General features: G+C 60.9%; 20 protein-coding genes and 2 pseudogenes. 11 read left to right on the forward strand and 11 right to left on the reverse strand.

The window, feature by feature from the left end; translation table 11 throughout:
* Window positions 1-49 precede the first annotated feature (49 nt).
* Entirely contained in the window at window positions 50-1,552 is a 1,503-nt protein-coding gene (locus AC0CMF_RS12125) for a Do family serine endopeptidase (protein WP_374629031.1), read from the forward strand.
* 308 nt (window positions 1,553-1,860) lie between these two features.
* The gene (locus AC0CMF_RS12130; protein ID WP_457166954.1) at window positions 1,861-4,881 is read left to right on the forward strand and encodes a putative bifunctional diguanylate cyclase/phosphodiesterase; all 3,021 of its coding nucleotides are present in this window, start codon (window positions 1,861-1,863) and stop codon (window positions 4,879-4,881) included.
* A gap of 27 nt (window positions 4,882-4,908) precedes the next feature.
* Here the strand turns inward: AC0CMF_RS12130 and serB are convergent, their stop codons facing one another.
* Window positions 4,909-5,802 (reverse strand): phosphoserine phosphatase SerB, encoded by an 894-nt coding sequence (serB, locus tag AC0CMF_RS12135; RefSeq protein ID WP_374629029.1) that lies wholly within the window; start codon window positions 5,800-5,802, stop codon window positions 4,909-4,911.
* Between the two features lie 37 nt (window positions 5,803-5,839).
* Here serB and miaA point away from each other — a divergent pair, with 37 nt between their 5' ends.
* Window positions 5,840-6,769, forward strand: coding sequence for a tRNA (adenosine(37)-N6)-dimethylallyltransferase MiaA (gene miaA, locus AC0CMF_RS12140; RefSeq protein ID WP_374629051.1), 930 nt, complete (start codon window positions 5,840-5,842; stop codon window positions 6,767-6,769).
* 123 nt (window positions 6,770-6,892) lie between these two features.
* Complete coding sequence (locus tag AC0CMF_RS12145; RefSeq protein ID WP_050474209.1) at window positions 6,893-7,441, forward strand: GNAT family N-acetyltransferase; 549 nt, start codon at window positions 6,893-6,895, stop codon at window positions 7,439-7,441.
* A 106-nt stretch (window positions 7,442-7,547) separates the two neighbouring features.
* On the opposite strand, the pseudogene AC0CMF_RS12150 reads toward AC0CMF_RS12145, so the two are convergent.
* Window positions 7,548-7,767 (reverse strand): annotated as a pseudogene (locus AC0CMF_RS12150) (antibiotic biosynthesis monooxygenase family protein); the annotation flags it as partial.
* 82 nt (window positions 7,768-7,849) lie between these two features.
* Here AC0CMF_RS12150 and AC0CMF_RS12155 point away from each other — a divergent pair.
* Entirely contained in the window at window positions 7,850-8,545 is a 696-nt protein-coding gene (locus AC0CMF_RS12155; protein WP_374629028.1) for a hypothetical protein, read from the forward strand.
* Between the two features lie 264 nt (window positions 8,546-8,809).
* Here the strand turns inward: AC0CMF_RS12155 and AC0CMF_RS12160 are convergent, their stop codons facing one another.
* From AC0CMF_RS12160 to AC0CMF_RS12185, 6 genes and pseudogenes are all read right to left on the reverse strand, one after another.
* Complete coding sequence (locus tag AC0CMF_RS12160; RefSeq protein ID WP_374629026.1) at window positions 8,810-9,154, reverse strand: antibiotic biosynthesis monooxygenase family protein; 345 nt, start codon at window positions 9,152-9,154, stop codon at window positions 8,810-8,812.
* Between the two features lie 166 nt (window positions 9,155-9,320).
* Window positions 9,321-10,877, reverse strand: coding sequence for a 2-isopropylmalate synthase (locus AC0CMF_RS12165; protein ID WP_374629025.1), 1,557 nt, complete (start codon window positions 10,875-10,877; stop codon window positions 9,321-9,323).
* 389 nt (window positions 10,878-11,266) lie between these two features.
* Complete coding sequence (locus AC0CMF_RS12170; RefSeq protein ID WP_472481736.1) at window positions 11,267-12,370, reverse strand: hypothetical protein; 1,104 nt, start codon at window positions 12,368-12,370, stop codon at window positions 11,267-11,269.
* 17 nt (window positions 12,371-12,387) lie between these two features.
* Complete coding sequence (locus AC0CMF_RS12175) at window positions 12,388-13,299, reverse strand: PhzF family phenazine biosynthesis protein (RefSeq protein WP_374629023.1); 912 nt, start codon at window positions 13,297-13,299, stop codon at window positions 12,388-12,390.
* A gap of 120 nt (window positions 13,300-13,419) precedes the next feature.
* The gene (locus AC0CMF_RS12180) at window positions 13,420-14,583 is read right to left on the reverse strand and encodes a GNAT family N-acetyltransferase (protein ID WP_374629021.1); all 1,164 of its coding nucleotides are present in this window, start codon (window positions 14,581-14,583) and stop codon (window positions 13,420-13,422) included.
* 147 nt (window positions 14,584-14,730) lie between these two features.
* Window positions 14,731-15,636: pseudogene (locus AC0CMF_RS12185) on the reverse strand (pirin family protein).
* Between the two features lie 216 nt (window positions 15,637-15,852).
* Between AC0CMF_RS12185 and AC0CMF_RS12190 the strand changes: the two are divergent.
* The 3 genes from AC0CMF_RS12190 to AC0CMF_RS12200 are packed head-to-tail and all read left to right on the forward strand — an operon-like array spanning window position 15,853 to window position 18,524.
* Window positions 15,853-16,779, forward strand: coding sequence for an ABC transporter ATP-binding protein (locus AC0CMF_RS12190; RefSeq protein ID WP_374629020.1), 927 nt, complete (start codon window positions 15,853-15,855; stop codon window positions 16,777-16,779).
* A complete protein-coding gene (locus AC0CMF_RS12195) occupies window positions 16,776-17,537 on the forward strand; it encodes an ABC transporter permease (RefSeq protein ID WP_186415090.1) in 762 nt (253 codons plus the stop codon). Before AC0CMF_RS12190 ends, AC0CMF_RS12195 begins: the two co-directional genes overlap by 4 nt.
* Before the next feature lie 30 nt (window positions 17,538-17,567).
* Window positions 17,568-18,524: a D-alanyl-D-alanine carboxypeptidase family protein gene (locus tag AC0CMF_RS12200; RefSeq protein ID WP_247648015.1), complete on the forward strand. Its 957-nt coding sequence runs from the start codon at window positions 17,568-17,570 to the stop codon at window positions 18,522-18,524.
* A gap of 276 nt (window positions 18,525-18,800) precedes the next feature.
* On the opposite strand, the gene ilvC is transcribed toward AC0CMF_RS12200, so the two are convergent.
* The 3 genes from ilvC to AC0CMF_RS12215 form a co-directional block, all read right to left on the reverse strand.
* Complete coding sequence (gene ilvC, locus AC0CMF_RS12205; RefSeq protein ID WP_050474202.1) at window positions 18,801-19,820, reverse strand: ketol-acid reductoisomerase; 1,020 nt, start codon at window positions 19,818-19,820, stop codon at window positions 18,801-18,803.
* A gap of 77 nt (window positions 19,821-19,897) precedes the next feature.
* Window positions 19,898-20,539 (reverse strand): TetR/AcrR family transcriptional regulator, encoded by a 642-nt coding sequence (locus AC0CMF_RS12210; RefSeq protein ID WP_122520451.1) that lies wholly within the window; start codon window positions 20,537-20,539, stop codon window positions 19,898-19,900.
* A 137-nt stretch (window positions 20,540-20,676) separates the two neighbouring features.
* Window positions 20,677-22,596: a potassium transporter Kup gene (locus AC0CMF_RS12215; protein ID WP_374629019.1), complete on the reverse strand. Its 1,920-nt coding sequence runs from the start codon at window positions 22,594-22,596 to the stop codon at window positions 20,677-20,679.
* Between the two features lie 201 nt (window positions 22,597-22,797).
* On the opposite strand from AC0CMF_RS12215, the gene AC0CMF_RS12220 reads away from it, so the two are divergent.
* From AC0CMF_RS12220 to AC0CMF_RS12230, 3 genes are all read left to right on the forward strand, one after another.
* On the forward strand, window positions 22,798-23,247 hold the full coding sequence (locus AC0CMF_RS12220; RefSeq protein ID WP_152967575.1) for a hypothetical protein: 450 nt from the start codon (window positions 22,798-22,800) through the stop codon (window positions 23,245-23,247).
* A gap of 125 nt (window positions 23,248-23,372) precedes the next feature.
* Complete coding sequence (locus tag AC0CMF_RS12225) at window positions 23,373-23,753, forward strand: DUF4087 domain-containing protein (protein WP_374629017.1); 381 nt, start codon at window positions 23,373-23,375, stop codon at window positions 23,751-23,753.
* A gap of 193 nt (window positions 23,754-23,946) precedes the next feature.
* On the forward strand, window positions 23,947-24,687 hold the full coding sequence (locus tag AC0CMF_RS12230; protein WP_374629016.1) for a carbonic anhydrase: 741 nt from the start codon (window positions 23,947-23,949) through the stop codon (window positions 24,685-24,687).
* Window positions 24,688-24,711 lie beyond the last annotated feature (24 nt).

Genomic DNA, 24,711 nt, shown 5'->3' on the forward strand with positions numbered 1-24,711 from the left:
TTCGTGACCCGGGCACCTGCCCGCCCGATGGTATGGAGGAAAGCGGCCTATGGCCCGTATTTTCAAAGCTCAACCCTTCTCCCGCGGAGCCCGGACGGCAGCCGCAGCGATGCTGGCGGCCTTTGTTGCAGTGTCGCCGGCCCAAGTCGCGCTTGCGCAGGGGCCCGCTTCCGTCGCCGATCTGGCGGAAGGCCTTGCCGATGCGGTGGTGAACATCTCGACGGAGCAGACCGTTCAGGCCCGCCGGTCGATCCCCATGCCGAAGCTGCCGGAAGGCTCTCCCTTCCAGGAGTTCTTTGACGAGTTCTTCAACCGGCAGGACAAAGGCGAGGGCGGTGAGGGGGGCGGTTCGCCGCGCCGGGTACAGTCCCTTGGCTCCGGCTTTGTTATTGATGGCACCGAAGGCATCATCATCACCAACAACCACGTGATCGAGGATGCGGACGAAATTACCGCCAATTTCAACGATGGCTCCAAGCTCAAGGCGGAAGTCATCGGCGTTGACGAAAAAACCGATATTGCCGTGCTGAAGGTGACGCCGGTGAAGCCGCTGAAGGCGGTCGAGTTTGGCGATAGCGAGGTGATCCGCGTCGGCGACTGGGTGATGGCCATCGGCAATCCCTTCGGCCTCGGCGGCACGGTCACCGTCGGCATCGTCTCCGCCCGCAAGCGCGATATCAATGCGGGGCCCTATGACAACTTCATCCAGACGGATGCAGCCATCAACCGGGGCAACTCGGGCGGCCCGCTGTTTGATATGGACGGCAAGGTCATTGGCATCAACACGGCCATCATTTCCCCGTCAGGCGGGTCCATTGGTATCGGCTTTGCTATTCCCTCGAACACGGCAACGGCTGTGATAGCGCAACTGCGTGAGTTCGGCGAGACCCGCCGCGGCTGGCTCGGTGTGCGCATTCAGGAAGTGACCGACGAAATCGCGGAAAGCCTGGGCATGGACAAGGCCATGGGTGCGCTGGTTGCCGGTGTGTCCGATGACGGCCCGGCTGCTGCTGCCAAGATCCTGCCGGGGGATGTGGTCGTCGAGTTCGACGGCAGGCCGGTTCCGGCGATGCGCGACCTGCCGCGTATGGTGGCCGACACGGCTATCGGCAAGGAAGTGGATGTTGTCGTGCTGCGCAAGGGCGAGCGGGTGACCCTGAAGGTGACGCTTGGCCGTCTTGAAGAGGCAGATGCCGCAGGTGCGGCCGAAGAAGAGAAGAAGCCGGCAGAGGAAGAGCAGAAGACCAGCGAAGTTCTGGGCATGAAGCTGGCGGTTCTCGACGATGCCTCGCGCGAAAAGTTCCAGATCAACGCCGAGGTTGAAGGCGTTGTCGTGACCGAAGTGATCTCTGGCAGTTCCGCAGAGGAGAAACGGATCCAGGCAGGTGATACCATAAAGGAAGTTGCCCAGGAGCCGGTAAAGACGCCTGAAGAAGTTGCTGCCCAGGTCGAGAAACTGAAAAAGAGCGGCCGGAAGTCAGCCCTGCTTCTGCTGGCCAATCCGAACGGAGAGTTGCGCTTCATTCCGGTGCGGATTGAGGAACAGAAGTAAAATCAGGCTCTTGTCTTATCTTACCTGATCGGGGCGCGGACATGTTCCGCGCCCCTTGCTTTTGATATGCAACCTTTGAGTGCCTCTGTTCCGGAAGGGTGTTGTTAATGACGCTACGTTATTTTCTTGTTTGACGTATGTTTTTTACGAAACGTATAGCAATTTATACGAGTGTTATCCTGGTCAGGGGCTCGCTTTATCCGCTGCCATGGATTGGGGCGGCGCAGGTGGTGTTTTGAGTGTTGTTTGTCTGAGGCAGGAACTCCAGATGGGGTAGGTTCTGGATGCGCTTTTGGTTTTCATTGCCTGTGCTCCTGCGATTTCAGCGCCTGCGCATTGCTGTTGCCGGTTTCGGCGGCGTCCTTGTTCTCCTTATCCTGAGCCTCGGTCTTGTCAGCATCCGGCAGATGCAGGCGGTGTCCGGCGGCATGCATCTGATGAGCCAGGCGACAGGCCCGCTCTATGTGGACGCCCTTCGCGCAACGGCCAGCGTCCAGCAGATTGCCGGCCTGTCGCGGACATTGATTGATGAGTGTTTCTTCCGCACGGGCGGAGATCCGGCGCTTGCAGCCTTCAATCTGCGGTCAGTCGATTATTCCGAGCTTGATGCGCTTGATATGTCGATCCGGCAGCGCAATCTCGAGACGCTGGGCCAGGATGCGATCCGGGCGCGGGATGATTTCAAGAGAATTCAGGGCGAGGTTCTGGCCGTCTGCGACCAGCATATTCTGAACTCTCAGGAGCGCAGGCGCGTCGAGGAGCGTATCCGCTTCAACTTCAAGCGCATGAATGCGACGCTGGACAGGCTGCTGGAACAGGTGGATGGCGCAGTCGCGCTTGACGAGCGCAGCATGCGCGAGATGATCGGCAAAGCTGATGGTCTTGAGGCTGAGAGGGCGCGGCTCGGTTCAGCCATGGTGGAGAACTGGCCGGTTATTCGTCTTGCCTATGACCTGCGCAAGGAAGTGGAGCGGTTCGATGCCAGTCTTCTGGGGGATTGGTATGCGGCAGGAACGCGCAATCTTGGCGAAGCGATCCAGAATCAGAATCTCGCAGCACAGGGCATTGGAGCGATTTCCCGCCAGCTGATGCCCTGGCTGGAGGCTCAGTCTTCTTTTCCCCGGACACGGCCGCTGCGCGATGCAATCCGCGCCGTATCCAGCGAGGTGGATGCCGGCGGTCCGCTGGAGGCCGTTCTGCAACAGGCAATTACCATCGACCGGGCCCGGACGGATGTGATGCGCCTGCTGCGGCTTTCTGAATACCGGCTGACGAAGGCGGTGCAAAAACTTGCCATCTGGGCGCGGGAGCAGAATGAGGATACCACGGCGATGATCACCCGGCGCATCGATGCCGGGATGTTCACGATTCTCGCGGTGGCAGCCTTTGCCTGCCTCGCCTGTATCGGAGCCGTGCTTGCCTTTGGTGCTGCTGTGGCGCGGCCGGTCGAACGGCTTACGCGCCATGCCAGAGCCCTGCGGGATGCGGGCGATGCCATCCATCCGGTGCCGGAGGATCTGATCAGGCGTCCGGACGAGATCGGAGAACTGGGCGCGGCGTTTGACAGCCTGATGCAGTCACTGGAGGCTGCGCGGCAGGATCTGCTGGCCTCATCCCGCCAGGAGGTGAAGCAGCAGTTCGACCGGTTGTCCTCGGCGGTGGAGAGCATTCCGCAAGGGATCCTGATGTGCGGGCCGGATGACCGGGTGATCCTTGCCAATGGCAACTTCCGTGCATTGTTTGATCTGTCGGAGGCGGCGGTTCAGCCCGGCACCACCCGGGCCGGGGTCGTTTCAGCCTGCATCGGGCAGGGGGCGCAGGTGATTGCCGACGAAGGCCCGCAGGATCAAAGGCTGGCGGCCGGGCTGCAGGTGACACGCAAGCGTATCGTTCAGGTGCGGGACGAACGCACCATCGTGGTCACCATTGCCAGGACGGAAGAAGGCGGGTCAGTCGCGGTCTACGAAGATGTGACGGAGCGCCAGCGGCAGGAGCAGCGCATTGCCCATCTTGCCCATCATGACTCCTTGACCGGCCTTGCCAACCGCATCCTGTTCCGGGAAAAGGCCGAGGAATATGTTGCCAGCAGCCTTGCAACCGGCCAGCCGACGGCGCTGCTTTATCTCGATCTGGACCAGTTCAAGACGGTCAACGACACACTGGGGCATCCGGTGGGCGACCGGCTTCTGGTCGAGGTTGCCGTGCGGCTGCGGCAGGCGATTGGCGAAGAGGACCTGATTGCCCGGCTGGGCGGCGATGAATTCGCCATCGTGCTGCACGGACGGCGCAGTCCGGCGCAGGCAGCGGACATGGCGGACCGGATCATCGATGCCATCGGCCAGCCTTTCGATATCAGCGGACAGTGCATCTTTGTCGGCGTCTCCATCGGCATTGCCATCTCTCCGCAGGATGGGGAAGACGCGGACACGCTTCTCATGCATGCGGATATGGCGCTGTACCGGGCCAAGCAGGACGGGCGCAACATCCACCGTTTCTTCGAGATGGCGATGGATGCCCAGATCCAGCAGCGCCGGGAACTGGAGCTCGACCTGCGCTCGGCCCTCGCGGAGGACCAGTTCCAGCTGCATTATCAGCCGCTTTATGGCCTCAACCATGGTCAGATTGCGTGTTTCGAAGCTTTGATCCGCTGGCCGCATCCTGAACGCGGCAACATTCCGCCCTGTGAGTTCATTCCCATCGCCGAGGAAACCGGGCTGATCAGCGCTATTGGCTCCTGGGTCCTGAAACAGGCCTGCCGTGAGGCTTCCTCCTGGCCCTCGGACGTGCGGGTGGCCGTCAATATTTCTCCGGTCCAGTTCCGCACGCGCACATTGGTCCTCGATGTTCTGGCGGCGCTTGGCGCATCGGGCCTTCCGGCGAGCCGTCTGGAAATCGAAATCACCGAAGGTGTGCTGTTGCAGGATACGGAAGCGACGCTTACGACTCTTGAAGAGTTGCGGAGCCTTGGCGTGCGTATCGTCATGGATGACTTCGGCACCGGCTACTCGAGCCTCAGCTATTTGCAGAAGTTCCGCTTTGACAAGGTGAAGATCGACCGGGCCTTTGTTCAGGACATTCATGAGGGGGAAGACAAGCGGGCCGTGGTGCGGGCCGTTACCAGTCTCTGCGCCAGTCTCGGAATTGAAACGACTGCAGAAGGGGTGGAGACGGCAGCCCAGATGGAGGCCTTGCGCCGGGAAGGCTGTTCGCAGGCACAGGGCTTCTTCATTGGCCGCCCCATGCCTGCGGCTGATGTCCTGCAACTCCTCAAGGCGAGTGACACGCCGCAAAAGCAGGCCAGCGGCATGCCGGTGCGTATCCCGGCCTGAACAAGGCCCGCCTGAGCAAGATACGCCTCAGGCGGCGAAGTCCTGCAAGCGGTATCCCTGAATGAAGAGCAGCGCCGTCAGGTCGCCGTGATCGACTCGCATGTCCGCTTCCGCCGCCACCTTCGGCTTGGCGTGATAGGCAACGCCCACACCGGCACGGGCGATCATGGCCAGATCATTGGCACCGTCACCCACAGCCATGGTCTCGCCGAAGGCAAGCCCCTTCTCCGCCACCAGTTGCTCAAGCCGCTCGCGCTTGGCTTCGCGGCCAAGGATCGGCTCACGCACAGTGCCGGACAGCTGGCCGTCCGCATGCTCCAGAATGTTGGCGCGGTTCTCGTCAAAGCCGATGCGCTCTGCCACCGGGCCGGTGAACAGGGTGAAGCCGCCTGAGACCAGTGCGCAATAGGCGCCATTGGCCTTCATCGTACGCACCAGCGCAACAGCACCGGGCATCAGGGTGATGCGCTTGTCCAGAACATCGGCGACGGCGGCAACCGGCAGGCCCTTGAGCAGGCCAACACGCTCGCGCAGGGCGGGCTCGAACTCGATTTCACCGCGCATTGCCCGTTCGGTGATGGCGGCAATATGGTCCTTCAGACCGAGTTCTGCGGCCAGTTCGTCGATGCATTCCTGTCCGATCATGGTGGAATCCATGTCGGCGATCAGCAGCCGCTTGCGCCGGCCTTCCGCAGGCTGCACAAAGACGTCCACCGGGCGGGTGCCGGCCAGTGCGCGCAGGCGGGCTTCCACGTCCCGGGCGGGCAGGTCCAGCCCCACGGAGAGATCGGCGGCAACGCCGGGAGAGAGAAGGGCAGGGGCGGCTGCACTGTTCAGCAGGCGGGCTGCTTCGGCCAGAAATGTGTCATCAAGGGCCGGTGAAGCCGGATTGGAAACGAGCGTGGCAACCAGAGACGGCATCGTGGAACCTCTTGAACGGGCAGAAGGCCGGAGCAACATGGCCGGAACAGCAAAAACCGCGATCCTGATAGCCGGGCCGACGGCCAGCGGCAAGTCGGCATTGGCCATTGAGCTGGCCCGTGCCGCCAATGGCGTGGTGATCAATGCCGATTCCATGCAGCTTTACCGTGAACTGCGGCTGGTGACGGCACGTCCCTCCGCCGAAGACGAGGCATTGGTGCCGCACCGGCTTTACGGCTGCCTGCCTGCCAGCGAGGCCTTTTCCACCGGTGCCTATCTCGATCTTGTGCGCGGTGAGATTGAAGCCGTCCGGGCGGCGGGCAAGCTGCCGGTGCTGGTGGGTGGCACGGGGCTCTATTTCCGGGCGCTGACACAGGGCTTTGCCGAAGTGCCGCCGATTCCCGCCGGTATCCGGGAGCAATGCCGGACGCTGGCTGCTGAAGGCGGCATTTCAGCCGTTCGCTCAGAGCTTGCCCCGCTGGATGCAGAAGCCGCAGAGCGGCTGATGGACCTGCAGCGCCTGACAAGGGCGCTGGAGGTGGTGCTGGGCACCGGCCGGACGCTGGCAGACTGGCAGGCCGAGGCGCACGGGACGCCGCTGCTGGGGCCGGAAGGGCTGGTGAAGGTGGTTCTCGCCCCACCGCGCCCCTGGCTGCATGCACGCATTGCGCTGCGCGCGCAGATGATGCTGGCCCCCGAAGGCCTTGCCGAGGTGGAGGCGCTGCTGGCGCTGGGGCTGCCGGATACGCTGCCGGCCATGCGGGCCATCGGCATTGCCGAAATCGGCGCGCTGCTGCGCGGGGAGTGCAGCCGGGAGGAGGCGCATTTCGCCCTGACGGTGGCGACGCGCCAGTATGCCAAGCGGCAGGAGACCTTTTTCCGCGGGCAACTGTCCGATTGGCCGCGCAAGGATCCGCAGGCGCAGGACCTGGCTTTGCTGGCGCGTGAAATCCTCAATGATTTCTGATGGTTGTCAAACTGTCAGGGAACTGTCGCCGGATTGTCGTCAAACAGCCCTTTAAAGCGCACAATCGCTCTCTATCTCCTCGTCCCGTCAAAAATAACGATGAGGACGAAGGGAGAATGCGCAATGCAGGATACCGTACTGGCGACACGCCGTTTACGCCTCGTACCCTTCACGCCGGACGATCTGGATGAGCTGAAAACGCTTCATGCAGATCCGGAAGTGAACGCTCATCTCGACATCAGCCGCCGCTTTTCCCGGCGTGTGCCGGACGATATCTGGCTGGCGAGCCGTCTGGTGGATTACGTCACCAGCCATGCGCTGCAGGGCTTCGGCATGTGGAAGGTTCTGGCCAAGGACGGCACCTTCATCGGCCGGGCCGGCTTCGAACCGCATGAACCGACCTCCGAAATCAGCATGGAGATCGTCATCGGCCGTCCGCACTGGGGGCAGGGTCTTGCCAGCGAGCTGTCTCCGGCGCTGGTGAACTGGTTCTTCCTCAACACCTATTACAGCCACCTGATCTGCCTCGTTGCCCGCGGCAATGCGGCGGCGCGCAAGGTGTTGCACCGGGCGGGGCTCAACTGGCGGGAAACCCGCTGGTCCTGCGGTCTGCCCTGTGACGTCTACCAGATCCTCAACCCGTCGCTGCGGCGGCTGGTGGCGAACGGATGATACCAACTCGCGATGAGCCCGCCTCATCGAGAGTTGGTCAAGCCCGTGCGGCGCTTGAGCAATTTCAAGGCCGATGCGTCAGCATCGAAAGCCTTGGTATGCGACATCACCCGTGCAGGGCGCGGCTGTCCTCGGGGGGCTTGCGTGCGGTCTTCGAGGCCATAGTCGCGGATGACGGCGGCAACGCGCAGGCGGTAGCCCGTGAACATGCGGGTCCGCCCGGCGGTTTGCGCGGCCCGGTGGCTGGCCAGGCTGCGCCATTCTGCAAGGGCCTCCTCATCGCGCCAGAAGGACAGGGAGACGAACTTGCCCGGTGTGGTCATATTCCTATGGATTAAATTTCAAGTTTTACAAATATGACGCCCTAATGCTAGGTTGCTTCTCCAGTGTCTGCAGCCGGGGGGCGATATGCTGAAAAAATCCTGTTTCTTAATGGCTTTGTTCTTAGTTGCTGGTTGTGACCCAGACAAACCAACACTTAGTGATGTTTCTTCGAGGTTGACGCAAAAGGTCGACGTATCAGTAGCAGAAAAGGCGCTCGGTCCTGAGGCCTATTTTGTTGATCCGTTTACTCGCTCAGGCATATCAACGCCGGGGATTTATGCGGTCAGAGAGTCTGGGCGCTATGTTAAACTGTGCGAGAATGACTTCAATACGCAGACAGCGCTCCTTGACATGAAGCGAGATGTCCAGACTGAAAGGGTGCCCGAGATCATTGAGGACAGTCTCTCTGCCTTCAAGATCAAGGTTAAAGTTCTTGGTAAGCCCTATGAGCTTCCATACAAGAAGTTACGGGTGTCCGGCTACGATGTCTTGCGAGCGCCATCTGGCGGATCGGAGACCGCCGAGCAATATATCCTCGACAATGTGTATGAGAACTGTCCTGGTGTGCTCGAGCGGAACAAGCCCTACTTCATCGTAACTGAGGTTGCGGTCGGGTCGAAGATTGAGTCCATTTCCGGCGGAGGTGTCGCGGAGCTCAAGTTTGACTTGCCGCTTGGGGTTCCGGGTCTTGATACAGAAGTTGAGGTCCAGCTTCTTGATCATTCACCTCGTACCACTGCAAACAAGGTATTTGCGATGCTTGGAAAATTCGTCAAGTAACTTCGCATCCCGGCTCCGTAACCGGGCGAGCTTATCGGCTGGCCCGGGAGCTGGGCATTGTAATCGAACTTTGAGCAGATTGAGTTATGCCAAGTTTCGATGAACTGGTCTCTTCGGGGCTTGGGTATACGTATCGATGCTTGGGTCTTCTCAAGGCAAGACATGTCAGCATCTCAGGCCTTGGTGTTCTGCACAGGCCACCCCTGTATGCCTATCAGATCCTCAATCCTTCGCTGTGGTGGCTGGTGGCGAACGGGTGATACATCACCCGTGCAGGGCGCGGCTGTCCTCGGGGGCTTGCGTGCGGTCTTCGAGGCCATAGTCGCGGATGACGGCGGCAACGCGCAGGCGGTAGCCCGTGAACATGCGGGTCCGTCCGGCGGTTTGCGCGGCCCGGTGCCGGGCAAGGCTGCGCCATTCGGCAAGGGCCTCCTCATCGCGCCAGAAGGACAGGGAGACGAACTTGCCCGGTGTGGTCACGCTTTCAAAGCGTTCCACCGAGATGAAACCGTCGATCTTTGACAATTCGCTTTTCAGTGCGCCCGCAAGATCGAAATAGGCGGAGACATGATCCGCATGCGGTTCGACTTCAAAGATCACGGCAATCATGGCTGGCTCCTCCCGGCTGGCTCTGGCCTGCGAGCATGGCACGGTTTGCAGCCGGATCAAGGCTGGAACGGGCACAGCAGTTTTTCCCTGCGGGAGAGCATGAAACGGAAAGCCCGGCACCGCAGATGCGGCGCCGGGCTTTCAGAAAGTCAGGCTTGGCAACAGATCAGCTGGCCTTGAGCGCGCCCGGGTTGCTGGACTGCTGGCGCAGGTTGAGGCGGTTCATCGCCGCCACATAGGCGCGGGCAGAGGCCACCAGCGTGTCGGTGTCGGCGCCCTTGCCGGTGGCAATGCGGCCATTGGCTTCGAGGCGGACGGAGACTTCCGCCTGCGCATCCGTGCCCTCGGTTACCGCATGCACCTGATAGAGCGACAGGGTGGCGTTGTGCGGGCAGATGGCGCGGATGGCCTTGAAGGTCGCGTCCACCGGGCCGTCGCCCGTGGCTTCCCGGGTCTCGTGGCGGCCGTTGATGTCCATGGTGAGAATGGCCTTCTGCGGACCGCCGGTGCCGGCAATCACAGTGAGGGCAATCACCTTGGCGCCTTCGCCGGAGGTGGAGATTTCATCCTCGACCAGCGCCTCGATGTCCTCGTCATAGACGTTCTTCTTGCGGTCGGCGAGGTCCTTGAAGCGGCGGAAAGCCTCCTGCAGCGCGTTGTCGCCGAGCTCGTAGCCGAGTTCCTTCAGCTTGTCCTTGAAGGCATGGCGGCCGGAATGCTTGCCCATGACGAGCGAGGTCGCCTTCACGCCGACGTCCTCGGGGCGCATGATCTCGTAGGTCTCGGCGTTCTTGAGCATGCCGTCCTGGTGGATGCCGCTCTCATGCGCAAAGGCATTCTTGCCGACGATGGCCTTGTTGTACTGCACGGGGAAGTTCGACACGGCCGACACCAGCTTCGAGGCGCGGGTGAGGAACTTCGGTTCGACGTTGCAGCCGTAGGGATAGATGTCGGAGCGTGTGCGGATCGCCATGACGATCTCTTCCAGCGCCGCATTGCCGGCACGCTCGCCGAGGCCGTTGATGGTGCATTCGATCTGGCGCGCGCCGCCAGCCACACCGGCCAGCGAGTTGGCAACAGCGAGGCCAAGGTCATTGTGGCAGTGGACGGAGAAAATGGCCTTGTCCGCATTCGGCACGCGGTTGCGGATCTGGACGAACATGTCGCGGTACTCGTCCGGGGTCGAATAGCCGACCGTATCGGGCAGGTTGATGGTCGTCGCGCCAGCCTTGATGGCGGCTTCCACCGTGCGGCAGAGATAGTCGATCGGCGTGCGGGTGGCGTCCATGGCCGACCATTCCACATCGTCGATGAGGTTGCGGGCACGGGCCACCGTGTCGCTGATGATGGCCAGCACCTCGTCCTCGGTCTTGTTCATCTGGTATTTCAGATGGATCGGCGAGGTGGAGACGAAGGTGTGGATGCGGCCGCGCTCGGCAAAGCGCACAGCCTCGCCGCAGCGGTCGATGTCGGCGTGGATCGCGCGGGCAAGACCGGCGATGACGGAGCGCTTGGAGCGCTTGGCAATCTCGCGCACGGACTCGAAGTCACCGTTGGAGGCAATCGGGAAACCGGCTTCGATGATGTCGACGCCCATGTCGTCGAGCAGCTCTGCCACCTGGAGCTTTTCTTCCAGCGTCATGGACGCGCCGGGCGACTGTTCGCCATCGCGCAAGGTGGTATCGAAGATGAGGACCTGGTCCTTGGAGCCGGTGGTGGTCATGGGTGTTCCTTCCCTTGGTGTCTCCCGCCAGCCCTGATGTCATACCCTTGGTAGCGGGGTCTCGGACGGGAGCGATCAGACGTAATCGGGTGAGTTCGCTATCCCCTGAGAGCCCGCCCGCGCATGGGGCAGCCGACGCTCAGGGGCATCTAAGCAGAAGCAGCTTGCCAAGCAGAAGGGCGCGCGCGGAAAGGCCGCCACGCAGAAGCGCGGTGTGGGAAGCTACGGTCATGTCGCAAGCGGCGATCATGCTGGCTTTCGGCCTTTTCTTCAGATCTGCGGCTGGTTGTAACCGGCCTGAGTCTCGATTGAACGGCTAGCCGATGACGCCTAGCCTTTTTTGCTCGATATCAGATCCATTGTTCCAGATCAAGCTGTTGAGACAGAAACTAGCCGTCCATGATTTCTGCCAAATCGGAGATAATGCGCTGGATTTCCTCTGAGCAGTCTTTTGCGTCTTTATTGATTTGGTTAATTACATCCAAAGCCGTCATGTTATTTGGTAGTTTAAATTTCCTGTAGAAAAAATTCGGTCTATATCTGTATTTTGATTTTTTGTTTTTTGTAAAGTTAATGTTTTCCCCAAGTAGTTTAATTTCTTTAATGTATTTATCTATGAAATTCTCCGCGTAATTTACTGAGAAATCATCACCGTGATCAAAAAATACGTTAACTGCGTCACCTTGTATTTGGACTCCAGCGCGTATTGATTTTCTTTCGTGCGGTTTGTTTATGAATAACTCCATGCCAATTCTTCCGCGTGTATGTATTACGTTGAAGTTAATGTTTTCTGTACTTATATTATTTACATTTGAATTGTGTGGTTTAATATTATTCATAATTTCTGCGCAGGCTTTAGCTGCGAGTATTTTTTCGCATATCGAATTTAATTCAATTTCTTTAATTTTTTTTATTTCGTTTGGGTGTTTCAGGATTGAATTTATTACGTTGCATTGGTGTTGGAGTGTTGTCTTGTAATCTGCGAATGAGTTTTTGTATGCTTCATTATTAATATCGCTGTAATCTTCAATTAATTTGTGCATGCCAATTAGATCGATTGATTTCCATCCGTTTGATTCTAGAAATTTATCTAGATGTATTTCTTCTAATATTTTTGTATTATATAATGTAATGTATATCTTATAATTTTTTCTCTCTCTATATTTGCTTTCGATCGTCTTATTGTATTTTTCTAATTGATTCTTGTCTGGGAGAGTTTTAGCTTTAATTTCTAATATAATATTTACTGCCCCTTCTGGGGATTCTGCCTTTATTAAGATGTCAAAATGATTTTTTTCTTTTAGAACCTCATTTATTTTAAGTTCATCCAGGCATTCTTGTATTATTGATGTAATAATTTGAGGATTTTTCTTGTTATTATTTAGAATGTAATATAAAATATTCCTATGAAATAACTCAAACCCTGCAAGTGATGCAAAGTGTATTGGGCTTTTCTTTAGGTGCTTAATGCTTTCTTGGATGTCACTCTCCATTTTCCCCTCCATTTACCTCAAACGAAAAGCTCGCCCCTTGCAACCAGAACGGCCTGCCCGCCGATGCGCACGGCATGGAGCTTGCGCGCGGCAATGTCGATCTCCAGATCGATCAGCGACGGGCGGCCCATGAAGAAGCCCTGCTCGATGCGGATGAAGTGGGTGCCGTTGGGAAGCGCGTCGTAGAACTGCACGACACCGGCAAAGGCAGCAGCTGCCGAGCCCGTTGCCGGATCTTCCGGCACACCCATGCCCGGGGCGAACATGCGGGCGTGGAAGGCGCTTTCCTGCGAGCGGGTCTCGCGGCAATAGACATAGGTGTTGTTGTGGTCGTCATGGCCGAAGGCGGCAGCCCAGCGGCTCTGGTCCGGCTTGGAACGGGCGAGCGCTTCCAGATCCCGCACCGGCACATAGGTGAAGGCGGGGCCTACCTTGAAGCGGCTGGGCGTGTGATTCTCGAAGCCGATCTCGGATACGTCCAGCGACAGGGCGGCGGCGATCAGCTCCGGATTGACTGTGGGACCGGCCGGTTCGGGCAGCTTCGGCACGTCGAATTCGGCAAAGGCGGCCGCGTTCTCGCGCAGGATGACGGCGCAGCGCACCGGCCCGATCTTTTCCTTCAGCACCACCACGGCATCCTGTTCGCCCTTCACCTCGCCGAAGCGTTCGATGGCAAGAAGGACAGCCGTGCCGACGGTCGGATGCCCGGCGAAGGGCAGTTCGGATTCGGGCGTGAAGATGCGGATGGAGGCGGACTGGCCGGGATTTTCCGGCGGGAAGACGAAGACGGTTTCGGAGAGGTTGAACTCGCGGGCAATCACCTGCATCTGCGCGGTTTCGAGGCCTTCGGAGTCCAGAACCACGGCCAGCGGATTTCCGGCCAGCGCCTTGTTCGTGAACACATCAAGCACAGCGTAACGGCGTCCCATCAGCAATGTCTCCTGCAAGTTCCCCCGGCGCGCAGAGGCCGGTTCAAGATGAGGCCGGACTTTTGCACGGTTTCCGCAGCTTCGCCAGCCCGGCTTTTTCATCTTTGGTGAATGGAAAATTTACGATCGAGGCAACAGGCGGCGTGCAATGACGCGGGCATAGCCGGGCACTTTCAGCCCCTTGAGATCCCCCGCCTTCCGCAGGATGACGATATCGGCCAGCTCCTCCTCCGGGTCTGTGGCCGCATGGGCGAGCATCCGTGCACGCAGTTCCTGCGCGGTGGCAGCAAATGTCAGTTCCTGCCCGATGCAGATGCGCTGACCGTCGAACAGGGCAAAGAGGGCGCCTTTCCGGGCCGAGTTGATGTCCAGGCCCGTCTCCTCCAGCAGTTCGCGGGCGATGGAGCCTTCCACATCGACGCTGCCGTCAGGCCTTAAGTCGTTCAGATCGAGATTGCCGGCTGGCGGATAGCAGGACCCGTGATTGGCGGTCTTCGGCCCCATGACGCCATAAAGAAGCGCGCCGTCGCTGCTGCGCACGATGGCCGCACCGAACAGGTTATAGGCCTCCCGGTCCGGAGCACCCCAGTCACGCCAGGCCAGAAAGGAGGCGTAATTCACCTCCGCGCAGCGGGCGGTGAGGGTGCCCCTGTCATGCTGCACCTGCAGCGTATGCAGTTTGCGCCCGTTCCACAGGTTCGGATTGGCGCTGGTGAGGCTCTGCCAGTGGGCGGCGATGGCTTTGGCTTCGCTCGCTTCGAAGGACCAGCCCTGCGCACGCGACAGATGCATGGCAATGCCGCTTAACGGCAGGTACTGCGGCTCGAAGCTGCGCTCCATCATCGGAATGGGCTGATCCGGAACCATGGTGGAGGGGCGCTCGCTCAAGGTCCTGTAGCCCAGATGATGGTAGAAGGGCGCCGCATGCGGGTCGCTCTCCAGCAGGATGCGGTAGATTTCCTGATCGCGCGACAGATCCTCGATGGCCGACAGCAGCAGACGTCCGATGCCCTGGCCCTGATGTTCCGGCGCAACGAAAAGGAAGCCGAGATAGAAATGGTCCTGCCGCATTTCTCCGCCCGCAAAGGCAGCCGTGCGCCCCTCGCGCTCTGCAACGATCAGAAGCTGCGAGGTGATGGTGGCCGGAGATATGCGCTGTTCGGCGCGGAAGGCATCCATCACCGCCGCCGGATAGCCCCAGGAGGCTTTGGCCCGGTGCAGGATCTGCGTCAGTTCCGGAGCATCGGACAAACGGGCGCGGCGCAGGCTGAGGCTTGGAAACACTGGAGAAATCCACGGATGAAAAGAATAAAGGGGCACACTATGGCTAGCGTGCCCTTTTGTGTCCCGCAAGGGCGGGATCTGTTTCTTCCGTCAGTGGCGGCCTGCCTTTGCGGCTTGATGCCCGCTCTTACGGTTTGATGCCCGCTCTTACGGCTTGATGAATGTGCCGTTGCGCAGTTCCGTCACCGCCTGGATCAGCTCCTCACGGGTGTTCATGACGATGGGGCCGTGCCAGGCGATCGGCTCGCGGATCGGAGCGCCCGAGACGAGCAGGAAGCGCATGCCTTCCTCGCCGGCCTGCACCACCACCTCGTCACCCGCCCCGAAGATCACCAGCGTGCGGTTGCCGGTTTCGTCGCGGATGTAGATTTCCTCGTTGTCGAGTTCCTTCTCCGTCAGCACGCCGAAGGGCTTGGAAGCATCGGCGAAGCGGCCTGCGCCTTCAAAGATATAGGCGAAGGCCTGACGGCGGGTGTCGACCGGCAGGCGCTTGGCGCGGCCCGGCGGAATGGTGATGTCGAGATACTGCGGATCGGCGGCAATGCCGTCCACCGGCCCGCGGCGGCCCCAGAACTCGCCGCAGACAACGCGCACGATGGTGCCGTCATCATCCTGAATGACGGGGATGTCCTTGGATTCCACATCCTGATAGCGCGGCGCCGTCATCTTCAGGTTCGAGGGCAGGTTGGCCCAAAGCTGGAAGCCGTGCATGCGGCCCTTGGCGTCACCTTTCGGCATTTCCTGATGCATGATGCCGCGCCCGGCGGTCATCCACTGCACATCGCCAGCCCCCAGCGTGCCGGTGTTGCCGAGGCTGTCGCCATGGTCAACGGTTCCGGCCAGAACATAGGTGATGGTTTCAATGCCGCGGTGCGGATGCCAGGGGAAGCCGGCGAGATAATCGCGCGGGTTTTCATTGCGGAAGTCGTCCATCATCAGGAACGGATCGGTCAGCTACGGGTCCTGAAAGCCGAACACTCGGTGCAGATGGACGCCTGCACCTTCCAGCGCAGGGGTGGTGCCAGAGATCTGGCGGACGGGACGGATGGACATGGCAGCCTCCGGATATCTTGTGAAGTTGTCCTGAAGATAGGCCGCGCCGGGGCAGGGGCCAAGGGCGCGTATCCATACACAGTGTTCAGCCTGAGTGAACGGCGCTGTGAACGGTGAAGTGCTGCAAATTGCGGCAGAGGGGTTTAAACATGAGCACAACATACTCATATCCTGCGTCATCCTGCCACAGCCATTCCCTCCTGCACGGACCCCGCCATGCAACCGGCCATTTCCATCGAAGCCCTTTCCAAGATTTATGACAGCGGCTTTCAGGCGCTGAAGTCAGTCGATCTGTCCATCGGAAAGGGGGAGCTTTTCGCCCTGCTTGGGCCCAACGGGGCCGGCAAGACAACGCTCATCTCCATCGTCTGCGGCCTTGTGCGCGCGTCATCCGGCCGTGTTCTGGTCAATGGCCATGACACGGTCACCGACTTCCGCGCCGCCCGCCGTCTGGTCGGGCTGGTGCCGCAGGAACTGACGACCGAATCCTTCGAAACGGTCTGGGCGACGGTCAGCTTCAGCCGGGGGCTTTTCGGCCTGCCGAAGAACCCGGCCCATATCGAAAAGATCCTGAAAGACCTGTCCCTGTGGGACAAGAAGGATTCCCGCATCATGACCCTGTCGGGCGGCATGAAGCGGCGCGTGCTGATTGCCAAGGCGCTGGCGCATGAGCCGCAGGTGCTGTTCCTCGACGAGCCGACGGCAGGCGTCGACGTGGAGCTGCGCCGCGACATGTGGCAGGTGGTGCGGCGGCTGAAGGAGTCCGGTGTCACCATCATTCTGACCACCCATTACATCGAGGAGGCCGAGGAAATGGCCGACCGGGTGGGCGTGATCAACAAGGGCGAGATCGTTCTCGTGGAAGAAAAGAACGCCTTGATGAGCAAGCTCGGCAAGAAGCAGCTGAGCCTGCAGCTGAACGAGCCGCTGGCAGCGATCCCGGAAAGCCTCTGTGCCCATGATCTGGCGCTGGAGGATGAGGGCAGGGAGCTGGTCTATACCTATGACACCCAGGGTGAGCGGACCGGCATCACCAGCCTGATGAATGACCTGCGGGAGGCCGGCATCGCCTTCCGCGATCTGCAGACCCGGCAGGATTCGCTTGAAAAAATCTTCGTCAATCTGGTGAGGCAGTCCCAATGAACCTTCGTGCCATTCAGGCCATCTATACATTCGAGATGGCCCGCACCCTGCGGACACTCTTCCAGAGCATCGTCTCGCCGGTGATTTCCACCTCGCTCTATTTCATCGTTTTTGGTGCCGCCATAGGCTCGCGCATTCAGGAGGTGGACGGCATCAGCTACGGCGCCTTCATCGTGCCGGGGCTGACGATGCTGTCGCTGCTGACGCAGAGCATTTCCAACGCGTCCTTCGGCATCTTCTTCCCGCGCTTCACCGGTACGGTGTTCGAAGTGCTGTCGGCGCCGGTCTCCTATCTGGAGATCGTCATCGGCTATGTGGGGGCGGCGGCGACCAAGGCCATGCTGGTGGGGGCTATCATCCTCATCACGGCCAGTCTTTTCGTCGATCTGCACATCCAGCATCCGGTCTGGATGGTGCTGTTCTTCGTGCTGACATCCGTCACTTTCGCGCTGCTCGGCTTCATCATCGGCATCTGGGCGCGCAATTTCGAGCAGTTGCAGTTCGTGCCGCTGCTGATCGTCACACCGCTCGCCTTCCTCGGCGGCAGCTTCTATTCGATCCGCATGCTGCCGGAGTTCTGGCAGACGGTGACCCTGTTCAATCCGGTCGTCTATCTCATCTCCGGTTTCCGCTGGAGCTTCTACGGTCAGGCGGACGTTGGGGTGGAGCTATCGCTGGCGATGACGCTTTTGTTCCTGGTGCTTTGCCTTGGGGTGATTGCGTGGATCTTCAGGACCGGCTATCGCCTCAAGTCATGATCCGGCTGACAAGGTGAGAGAGTGCCCGGCGTGACTGCATCCGTTTCCCATTCGACGGCCGCCCTGCGCGTTTTGCGCGCCGGGCTGGCTGGTCTTGCCATCCTTGCATTGGCCGCCTGCCAGAGCGCGCAGCAGGCCTCGCGCCCGCCCGCCATGGCCGCTGTTGCCGCCGTGCCCGCAGTGCAGGCCACGGCAGCTCCTGCGCCGCTGGCGGTGTCACTGGCGCCTGCCAAGGCCGAAGTGCGCGGCAAGTCGGTGCTGGTGGTGGATATGGCAACGGGGCAGGAGCTGGACAGTTTCAACGCCGACGCACCGCGTTATCCGGCCTCGCTGACGAAGATGATGACGCTGTATCTCTTGTTCGAGGCGATCGACCGGGGGGAAATCTCCCTCGACAGCCAGCTTCCGGTCTCTGCCCGTGCCGCCTCCCGACCGCCTGCCAAGCTGGGCGTCGGTGCCGGTGGCTCGCTGAGGGTGGAAGAGGCGGTGCAGGCGCTGGCCATTCGCTCAGCCAATGACATGGCGGTGGCGGTTGCCGAACAGCTGGCGGGCAGTGAGGACGCCTTTGCTGCCGAAATGACCCGCAAGGCCTTGCAACTCGGCATGAGCCGCACCCGCTTCGTCAATGCTTCCGGCCTGCCCGACACCCGGCAGGTGACCACGGCGCGCGACATGGCTACGCTGGGGCAGGCCCTGCGCCGCCGTTTCCCTCAGCACATGCATTATTTCAGCGCCCAGTCCTTCCAGTTCCGCGGCCGCACCATCGAGGCAACCAACAAGCTGCTGGGCAAGGTTCCGGGCGTTGATGGCCTGAAGACCGGCCACATCGACATGGCCGGGTACAATCTTGTCGCCACCGGCCGCCGCAACGGCCGCCAGTTGATGGTCGTGGTCATCGGCGGGGCAACGGAAGCTGCCCGTGACCAGGAAGTGACCGCGCTGTTCGAGCGGTATTTCGCTTCTGGCACTGCGAGCCTGATGAACTGATCTCAGCTGCCGGACTTCACGCCAGCAACGGGCCCATGAGGTTGATGACAATCACACGACCTCTCCGCGTCATCCCGGCCAAGCGTAGCGCGAGCCGGGACCGGTGAGCCGGGGTGCAAGTTGTTTCAATGAGTTCGTAGAGCCGGCAGGCCTTGACCCACCGGTACCGGATCTCCGCTTCGCTACGTCCGGTATGACGATCGAGGGGGGGCAGCAGTCTGATGGGCCCGTCAGTGACGGGCCCATCATTTTGTTCGCTATGGCCTGACTTCAGGATCAGTTGCGGGTCTTGTCGACCAGCGCGCCCTTCTTGATCCACGGCATCATGCCGCGCAGCTTGGTGCCGACTTCCTCGATCTGGTGGGCGTCGTTCAGACGGCGGGTTGCCTTGAACTTGGCGGCGCCTGCACGGTACTCCTGCATCCAGTCGGAGGTGAACTTGCCGGTCTGGATGTCGGTGAGGACGCGCTTCATCTCGGCCTTGGTCTCGGCGGTCACGATGCGCGGGCCGGTGACATACTCGCCCCACTCGGCGGTGTTGGAGATGGAGTAGTTCATGTTGGCAATGCCGCCCTCATAGATGAGGTCGACGATGAGCTTCACTTCGTGCAGGCACTCGAAATAGGCCATTTCCGGAGCGTAGCCGGCTTCCACCAGGGTCTCGAAACCGGCGCGGATCAGCTCGACGAGGCCGCCGCACAGAACGGCCTGCTCGCCGAACAGGTCGGTCTCGCACTCTTCCTTGAAGGTGGTCTCGATGATGCCCGAACGGCCGCCGCCAACGCCGCAGGCGTAGGACAGGCCGAGGTCAAGGGCGTTGCCCGAAGCGTTCTGGTGAACGGCCACGAGGCACGGCACGCCGCCGCCCTTCTCGTATTCGCCGCGCACGGTGTGGCCCGGGCCCTTCGGAGCGACCATGAGCACGTCAACGGTGGACTTCGGCTCGATCAGGCCGAAGTGGACGTTGAGGCCGTGAGCGAAGGCAATGGCGGCGCCGTCACGGATGTTGGCTTCGATGTGGTCCTTGTAGATGTCGGCCTGCAGCTCGTCCGGGGTCGCCATCATCATCAGGTCGGCCCAGGCGGCAGCTTCTGCCACGCTCATGACCTTGAGGCCGTCGGCCTCGACCTTCTTGGCGGTGGTGGAGCCGGGGCGCAGGGCAACGACGATGTCCTTGCAGCCGCTGTCCTTCAGGTTCAGCGCATGGGCGCGGCCCTGCGAGCCGTAACCGATGATGGCGACCTTCTTGGACTTGATGAGGTTCAGATCGGCATCGCGATCGTAATAAACACGCATGGGTCTTCCTTTCTCCCGTTTATCCCTGCCGCAGGCCGGTGCCGGCTGCGGCGTTTTGCTTTCTCCGGCTTTCAGCGTCAGGCGCCGAACAGCCGGTAGAACCTGTCCACGGCCAGAGCGGCCTGTGCCTCGATGTCCTTCTCGCGCGGGCGCAGCGTATCACCCAGCATCTGGCGGATATGCTGGTCGCGCAGCGCAAGGCCGTAGAGCACCTGATAGGCCTCCTCGGCATCATCGAACTTGACGAAGCCGCGGAACCGGCCTGCTTCCAGCAGGCTGCGGGCCCGGGCGGAAATGGTATACTTGCCCTTGAGCAGCAACAGGCGCCCGAGCCGGGAATCATCCCGGTTGGACTGGCCGATGGCCAGCCGGTTCAGCGCCAGCGAGGTCTCGCCGGAGAGAACCTCCAGCAGCTCGCGCACGAAACCGGTGAGATGGGCCTTGAAGGTCGTGGCATCAGTGGCGGCGGCCTCGGAAGCAAAGTGAACCTTGCTGGCCTGATAGGCGACGACGGCGGCAAGCAGGCCATCCCGGTCGCCGAACCACTTGTAGAGGCTTTCCTTGGAGCAATTGGCGCTGCGGGCAAGGCCGGCGGTCGTCAGGGCCTTCTCGCCGCCGTCGACCAGCAGCTTCAGCGCGCATTCCAGCACGGCCTGCTGGCGCGGGGAAAAGGCGGCTGCCTCATCCGGCAAGCTGTCGTGAAGGTCTGCACTGGCCAAGGAACCACTCCGGAATTTCTGTACCGTACCGTACGGTTCATGGTTCTAGGCGAGGCCGCATGTGCCGTCAAGAGGGGAAGAGGAGGAGGGGGCAGGAAAGTGGGGCGGGCCCTTTCCGGCCCGCCCCGTCTCCATGGTCAGATGACCACCTGCGTGCCGATTTCCACGACGCGGCCTGTGGGCAGGCGGAAGAAGCTGGTGGTGTCGGCAGCGTTGCGGGCCAGCTGGATGAAGACCCGCTTTGTCAGGCTGGTGAGGGGCGGGGCGGCGGCGGGAATGAGCGTGCGCCGCGACAGGAAGAAGGAGGTCGACATGATGTCGAACTTGATGCCCTGCTTCCGGCAGGCCTTGAGGGCCCTGGGAATGTTGGGGTCTTCCATGTAGCCGAAGTTGACCGTGAGCAGCTTGAAGTCGCCGTTCAGCGGTGTGATCTCCACCCGGTCGTCTTCCTCCACATGCGGCACCGGCTGCGTCTTCACGGTCATGATCAGGTTCTGCTGATGCAGCACCTTGTAGTGCTTGAGGCTGTGCAGCAGCGAGGTTGGCGCGCTTTCCTGGTCCCCCGTCATGAAGATGGCGGTGCCCGGCACCCGGTGCGGCGGGCTTTTCTCCAGCGAGGCGGCAAGGTCTGCCAGCGGGATTTCCATCCGGCGGGTCTTTTCGAAGAGCTTCCGGCTGCCGCGCGTCCAGATGGTCATCACGGCCAGAAGCACCGCCGCCATGAAGATCGATACCCAGCCGCCATCCAGGAACTTCAGCATGTTGGCGGTGAGGAACGTGGCGTCGATGGCGGCAAAGATCAGTGTCACCAGCAGCACCGTCGGCAGCGGCCAGCCCCAGACACCGCGCATCACCAGCGCCAGCAGCAGCGTCGTCACCAGCATCTGGCCTGAGATGGCAATGCCATAGGCCGCCGCGATGGCGTCCGACGAGCCAAAGCCCAGCACCAGCGCCAGCACGCCGGCCAGCAGCAGCCAGTTGACCTGCGGCAGGTAGATCTGGCCCGATTGGGTTTCGGACGTGTGGATCACCGTCAGGCGCGGCAGCAGATGCAGTTGCGCGGCCTGCCGCGCCATGGAGAAGGCGCCCGAGATCACCGCCTGGCTGGCGATGACCGTCGCCACGGTCGCCAGCACCACAAGCGGGGTCTGGCCCCAGGAGGGCATCATCTCGAACAGCGGCTGGCTGATGGAGCCGCCTGTCTTGAGCAGATAGGCGCCCTGACCCAGATAGTTGATCACAAGGGCGGGGAACACCAGCACGAACCAGGTGTGGATGATCGGCTTGCGGCCAAAGTGGCCGAGATCGACATAGAGCGCTTCGGCGCCCGTCACGGCCAGAAAGGCAGCACCGGCCACCGCCAGGGCAACGCCGGTATGAGCCTGCGCGAAGGCGACGGCCTCCAGCGGATTGAGGGCGCGCAGGATGGCCGGATCATCCATGACATGCCCCGCGCCAGCGGCGGCGAGGCAGGCGAACCAGATCAGCATGACCGGACCAAAGACGGCCGACACCCGCCCCGTGCCGTAACGCTGGACCGCGAAGAGCGCGATGAGAATGCCGGCGGTGATCGGAATGATGTAGTCCTCGACCGCAGGCACGGTGAGTTCAAAACCTTCGACGGCGGACAGAACCGAGATGGCGGGCGTGATCACCGCATCACCGAAGAACAGCGCCGCGCCGATGACGCCGAGGGAGACGACGGCAAGGCGCATCCGCCCGGCGGCGGACTGGGCGAGAATGGCGAGTGACAGGGTGCCGCCTTCGCCCTTGTTGCCCGCACGCAGCACGATGAGCGCATACTTGAGGGTGACGATCACCGTCAGCGCCCAGACGATGATCGACAGGGAGCCGATGATCTCGGTGCTTGTGGGGGGCACGGTGCCGCCATTCGTCGCTGCCCGCAGCGTCTCGCGCAGGGCATAGATCGGGCTGGTGCCGATGTCGCCATAGACCACACCGGCCGCGCCCAGCATGAGCATGCCGTGGCCGGATTTGGGGAGATGATGTTGAGGAAGACTTGCCTCGCCCTCTAAAGGGCCGTCGCTTGGGGTCATTGCTGACACTACCCCTGCTGTTTTGTCCGCCACCGGCTGGTGTCGTGCCGTCAGGATGAGCGGCAGAGCGGACTTTGCGGAACAGGAAACGCGGGAAAGCGCTTCCGGTTCCGGTCAGGGCCATTATTTAGCCCAAAGTTTGTCAGGCGCACAGATGCGGAAACGGGTATTCTTCAGCCCGGTTGTTCCCTGGAGTTGCCGATGAAGACGCCTGTTCTTGCCCCGTGTCTTACCTTGTGTCTTGCCCTTCTGACCGCCATGCCCGCAGCGGCGGCGAGCGCGGAAGATGTCTATGAACGGGTCGAGACCATCCTCGGCGATGCCAAGGGGCTCGATCCGTTTCTGGAAGACGTGCGCCGTGCGCTGGTGACGGGCACGGGAGAAGATGTGGCCGCACTTGCGGCCTTCCCCCTGCCGGTCAACAACAATGGCACGTTCCACTCGGTTGAAACGGCAGAGGAATTCATCGCTGCCTACCCCCGGCTGGTGAGCGACGAGACAAAGGCCGTCGTTGCGGAAGCGGCCTATGAGGATCTTCTGGTGACCGATGAGGGCGTCGCCATCGGCGATGGGGCCGTCTGGCTCAGCCCGGTGTGCGAGGACAATGCCTGCGCGAAGAGCTACTGGGCGATTGTCTCGATCAACAACTGATCCCCGGTTTATACCAATGCTGGATGAGCTTTTCTCATCGAGCATTGGTTAAGCCCCTGCGGCGCTTGAGCATTTTCAAGGCGTGATGCGTCAGCATCGAAAGCCTTGGTATCAGGAGACAGGAAATGTGCATCGCTCCCTTGCATGCACTTGTTTGCGCTGTTGCAGCCTCTCTGCTTGCGGCTCCCGCCTCTGCCGCGCCTGAGAACCGCTGTGGCTGGATCGTCAATCCGACACCGGGCAACTGGTGGCTGACCGATCGGGACGGAGACTGGATTCTGGCCACGCAGGGCTCGGACCGGGAAGCGCTGGGTATGGAGAATATCGGCGATATCTCCGCCGGCGATTACCGCGCTGTAAACGGCAATTATGGCTATGCCTGCGGCTGCATGAAGGTGGAAACCGAAAAGGAGGACGGAACGCAGTTCATCACGGCCGTCTATTCCTTCCGCCAGCTCAAACTGGCGCAATGCGACAAGGACAAATCCCTGCCAAAGGTGGAGTGAAACCAGCACCCGATGGGCGTGCTTCATCGGGTGTTCGGCAAGCCCCATGCGAAGCATTTGCCTCTCTCTGCGCGCTCTGATTGGCGGCGGATTACATCTTTGTCATGACCTATCCGTAACTTTGCGCGGCTCCTCTTCGGGTTTACCCCAGTGTCACCTCAGCGCTGACTGAGAGGTGGTCAAGGAGACCAGGATGAAAAGCCGTTTTCTGATTGCAGTTGCTGCTGCAGCCCTCATTTCAACATCGGCATTTGCTGCCAGCTCGCCGCACTGGACCTACGAGGGCGCCGAAGGGCCTGCCCACTGGGCGGATCTTGCGAAGAATTTCGAGGTCTGCGAAGCGGGGCACGAGCAGTCCCCCGTCGATCTGACTCATGCGGTCAAGGCCGAGCCTGCGGATATCATGTTCCACTGGAACAAGGATGCCCATTGGACCGTGGTCAACAATGGCCACACCATTCAGGCCAACACCGATGATGGCGGCACCATTGATCTGGATGGCAAGTCCTACGTGCTGCGCCAGTTCCACTTCCACACGCCGTCCGAACACGCCATCGACGGCAAAAAGGCGCCGATGGAAGCCCATTTCGTGCATCAGGCCGAAGATGGCACGCTGGCCGTTGTCGGCGCGCTGATCGAGCCGGGCGGGGAGAATGACCTATTCAAGGCCGTGATGGACAAGGCGCCTGCCAAAGCCGGTGAGGAAGTGAAGGTTGGCGCAGCGGATGCGGCAACGATGCTGCCCGACACAAGGCACTTCTTCCGCTACGAAGGCTCCCTCACGACGCCGCCCTGTTCGGAAACCGTGGTCTGGACGGTGATGAAGGAGCCGATCAAGGTGTCCGAGGCCTCGATCAAGGAATTCGAAGCCATCTACGCCGCCAACGCCCGCCCGCTGCAGCCGATCGGCCGCAGGTTCATTCTGGAAAAGTGATCCGGTGATCCGCGCCTGGACCGG

This window comes from Pannonibacter sp. CBAS1226, from assembly GCF_055685825.1.

Coding starts and splice junctions, on each gene's coding strand:
- AC0CMF_RS12165 (WP_374629025.1), bottom strand. CDS start 10,877: ATGACCACCACCGGCTCCAAGGACCAGGTCCTCATCTTCGATACCACC.
- serB (WP_374629029.1), bottom strand. CDS start 5,802: ATGCCGTCTCTGGTTGCCACGCTCGTTTCCAATCCGGCTTCACCGGCC.
- AC0CMF_RS12220 (WP_152967575.1), top strand. CDS start 22,798: ATGAAGACGCCTGTTCTTGCCCCGTGTCTTACCTTGTGTCTTGCCCTT.
- AC0CMF_RS12225 (WP_374629017.1), top strand. CDS start 23,373: ATGTGCATCGCTCCCTTGCATGCACTTGTTTGCGCTGTTGCAGCCTCT.
- AC0CMF_RS12195 (WP_186415090.1), top strand. CDS start 16,776: ATGAACCTTCGTGCCATTCAGGCCATCTATACATTCGAGATGGCCCGC.
- AC0CMF_RS12215 (WP_374629019.1), bottom strand. CDS start 22,596: ATGACCCCAAGCGACGGCCCTTTAGAGGGCGAGGCAAGTCTTCCTCAA.
- AC0CMF_RS12230 (WP_374629016.1), top strand. CDS start 23,947: ATGAAAAGCCGTTTTCTGATTGCAGTTGCTGCTGCAGCCCTCATTTCA.
- miaA (WP_374629051.1), top strand. CDS start 5,840: ATGGCCGGAACAGCAAAAACCGCGATCCTGATAGCCGGGCCGACGGCC.
- AC0CMF_RS12190 (WP_374629020.1), top strand. CDS start 15,853: ATGCAACCGGCCATTTCCATCGAAGCCCTTTCCAAGATTTATGACAGC.
- AC0CMF_RS12155 (WP_374629028.1), top strand. CDS start 7,850: ATGCTGAAAAAATCCTGTTTCTTAATGGCTTTGTTCTTAGTTGCTGGT.
- AC0CMF_RS12145 (WP_050474209.1), top strand. CDS start 6,893: ATGCAGGATACCGTACTGGCGACACGCCGTTTACGCCTCGTACCCTTC.
- AC0CMF_RS12125 (WP_374629031.1), top strand. CDS start 50: ATGGCCCGTATTTTCAAAGCTCAACCCTTCTCCCGCGGAGCCCGGACG.
- AC0CMF_RS12160 (WP_374629026.1), bottom strand. CDS start 9,154: ATGATTGCCGTGATCTTTGAAGTCGAACCGCATGCGGATCATGTCTCC.
- ilvC (WP_050474202.1), bottom strand. CDS start 19,820: ATGCGTGTTTATTACGATCGCGATGCCGATCTGAACCTCATCAAGTCC.
- AC0CMF_RS12175 (WP_374629023.1), bottom strand. CDS start 13,299: ATGGGACGCCGTTACGCTGTGCTTGATGTGTTCACGAACAAGGCGCTG.
- AC0CMF_RS12170 (WP_472481736.1), bottom strand. CDS start 12,370: ATGGAGAGTGACATCCAAGAAAGCATTAAGCACCTAAAGAAAAGCCCA.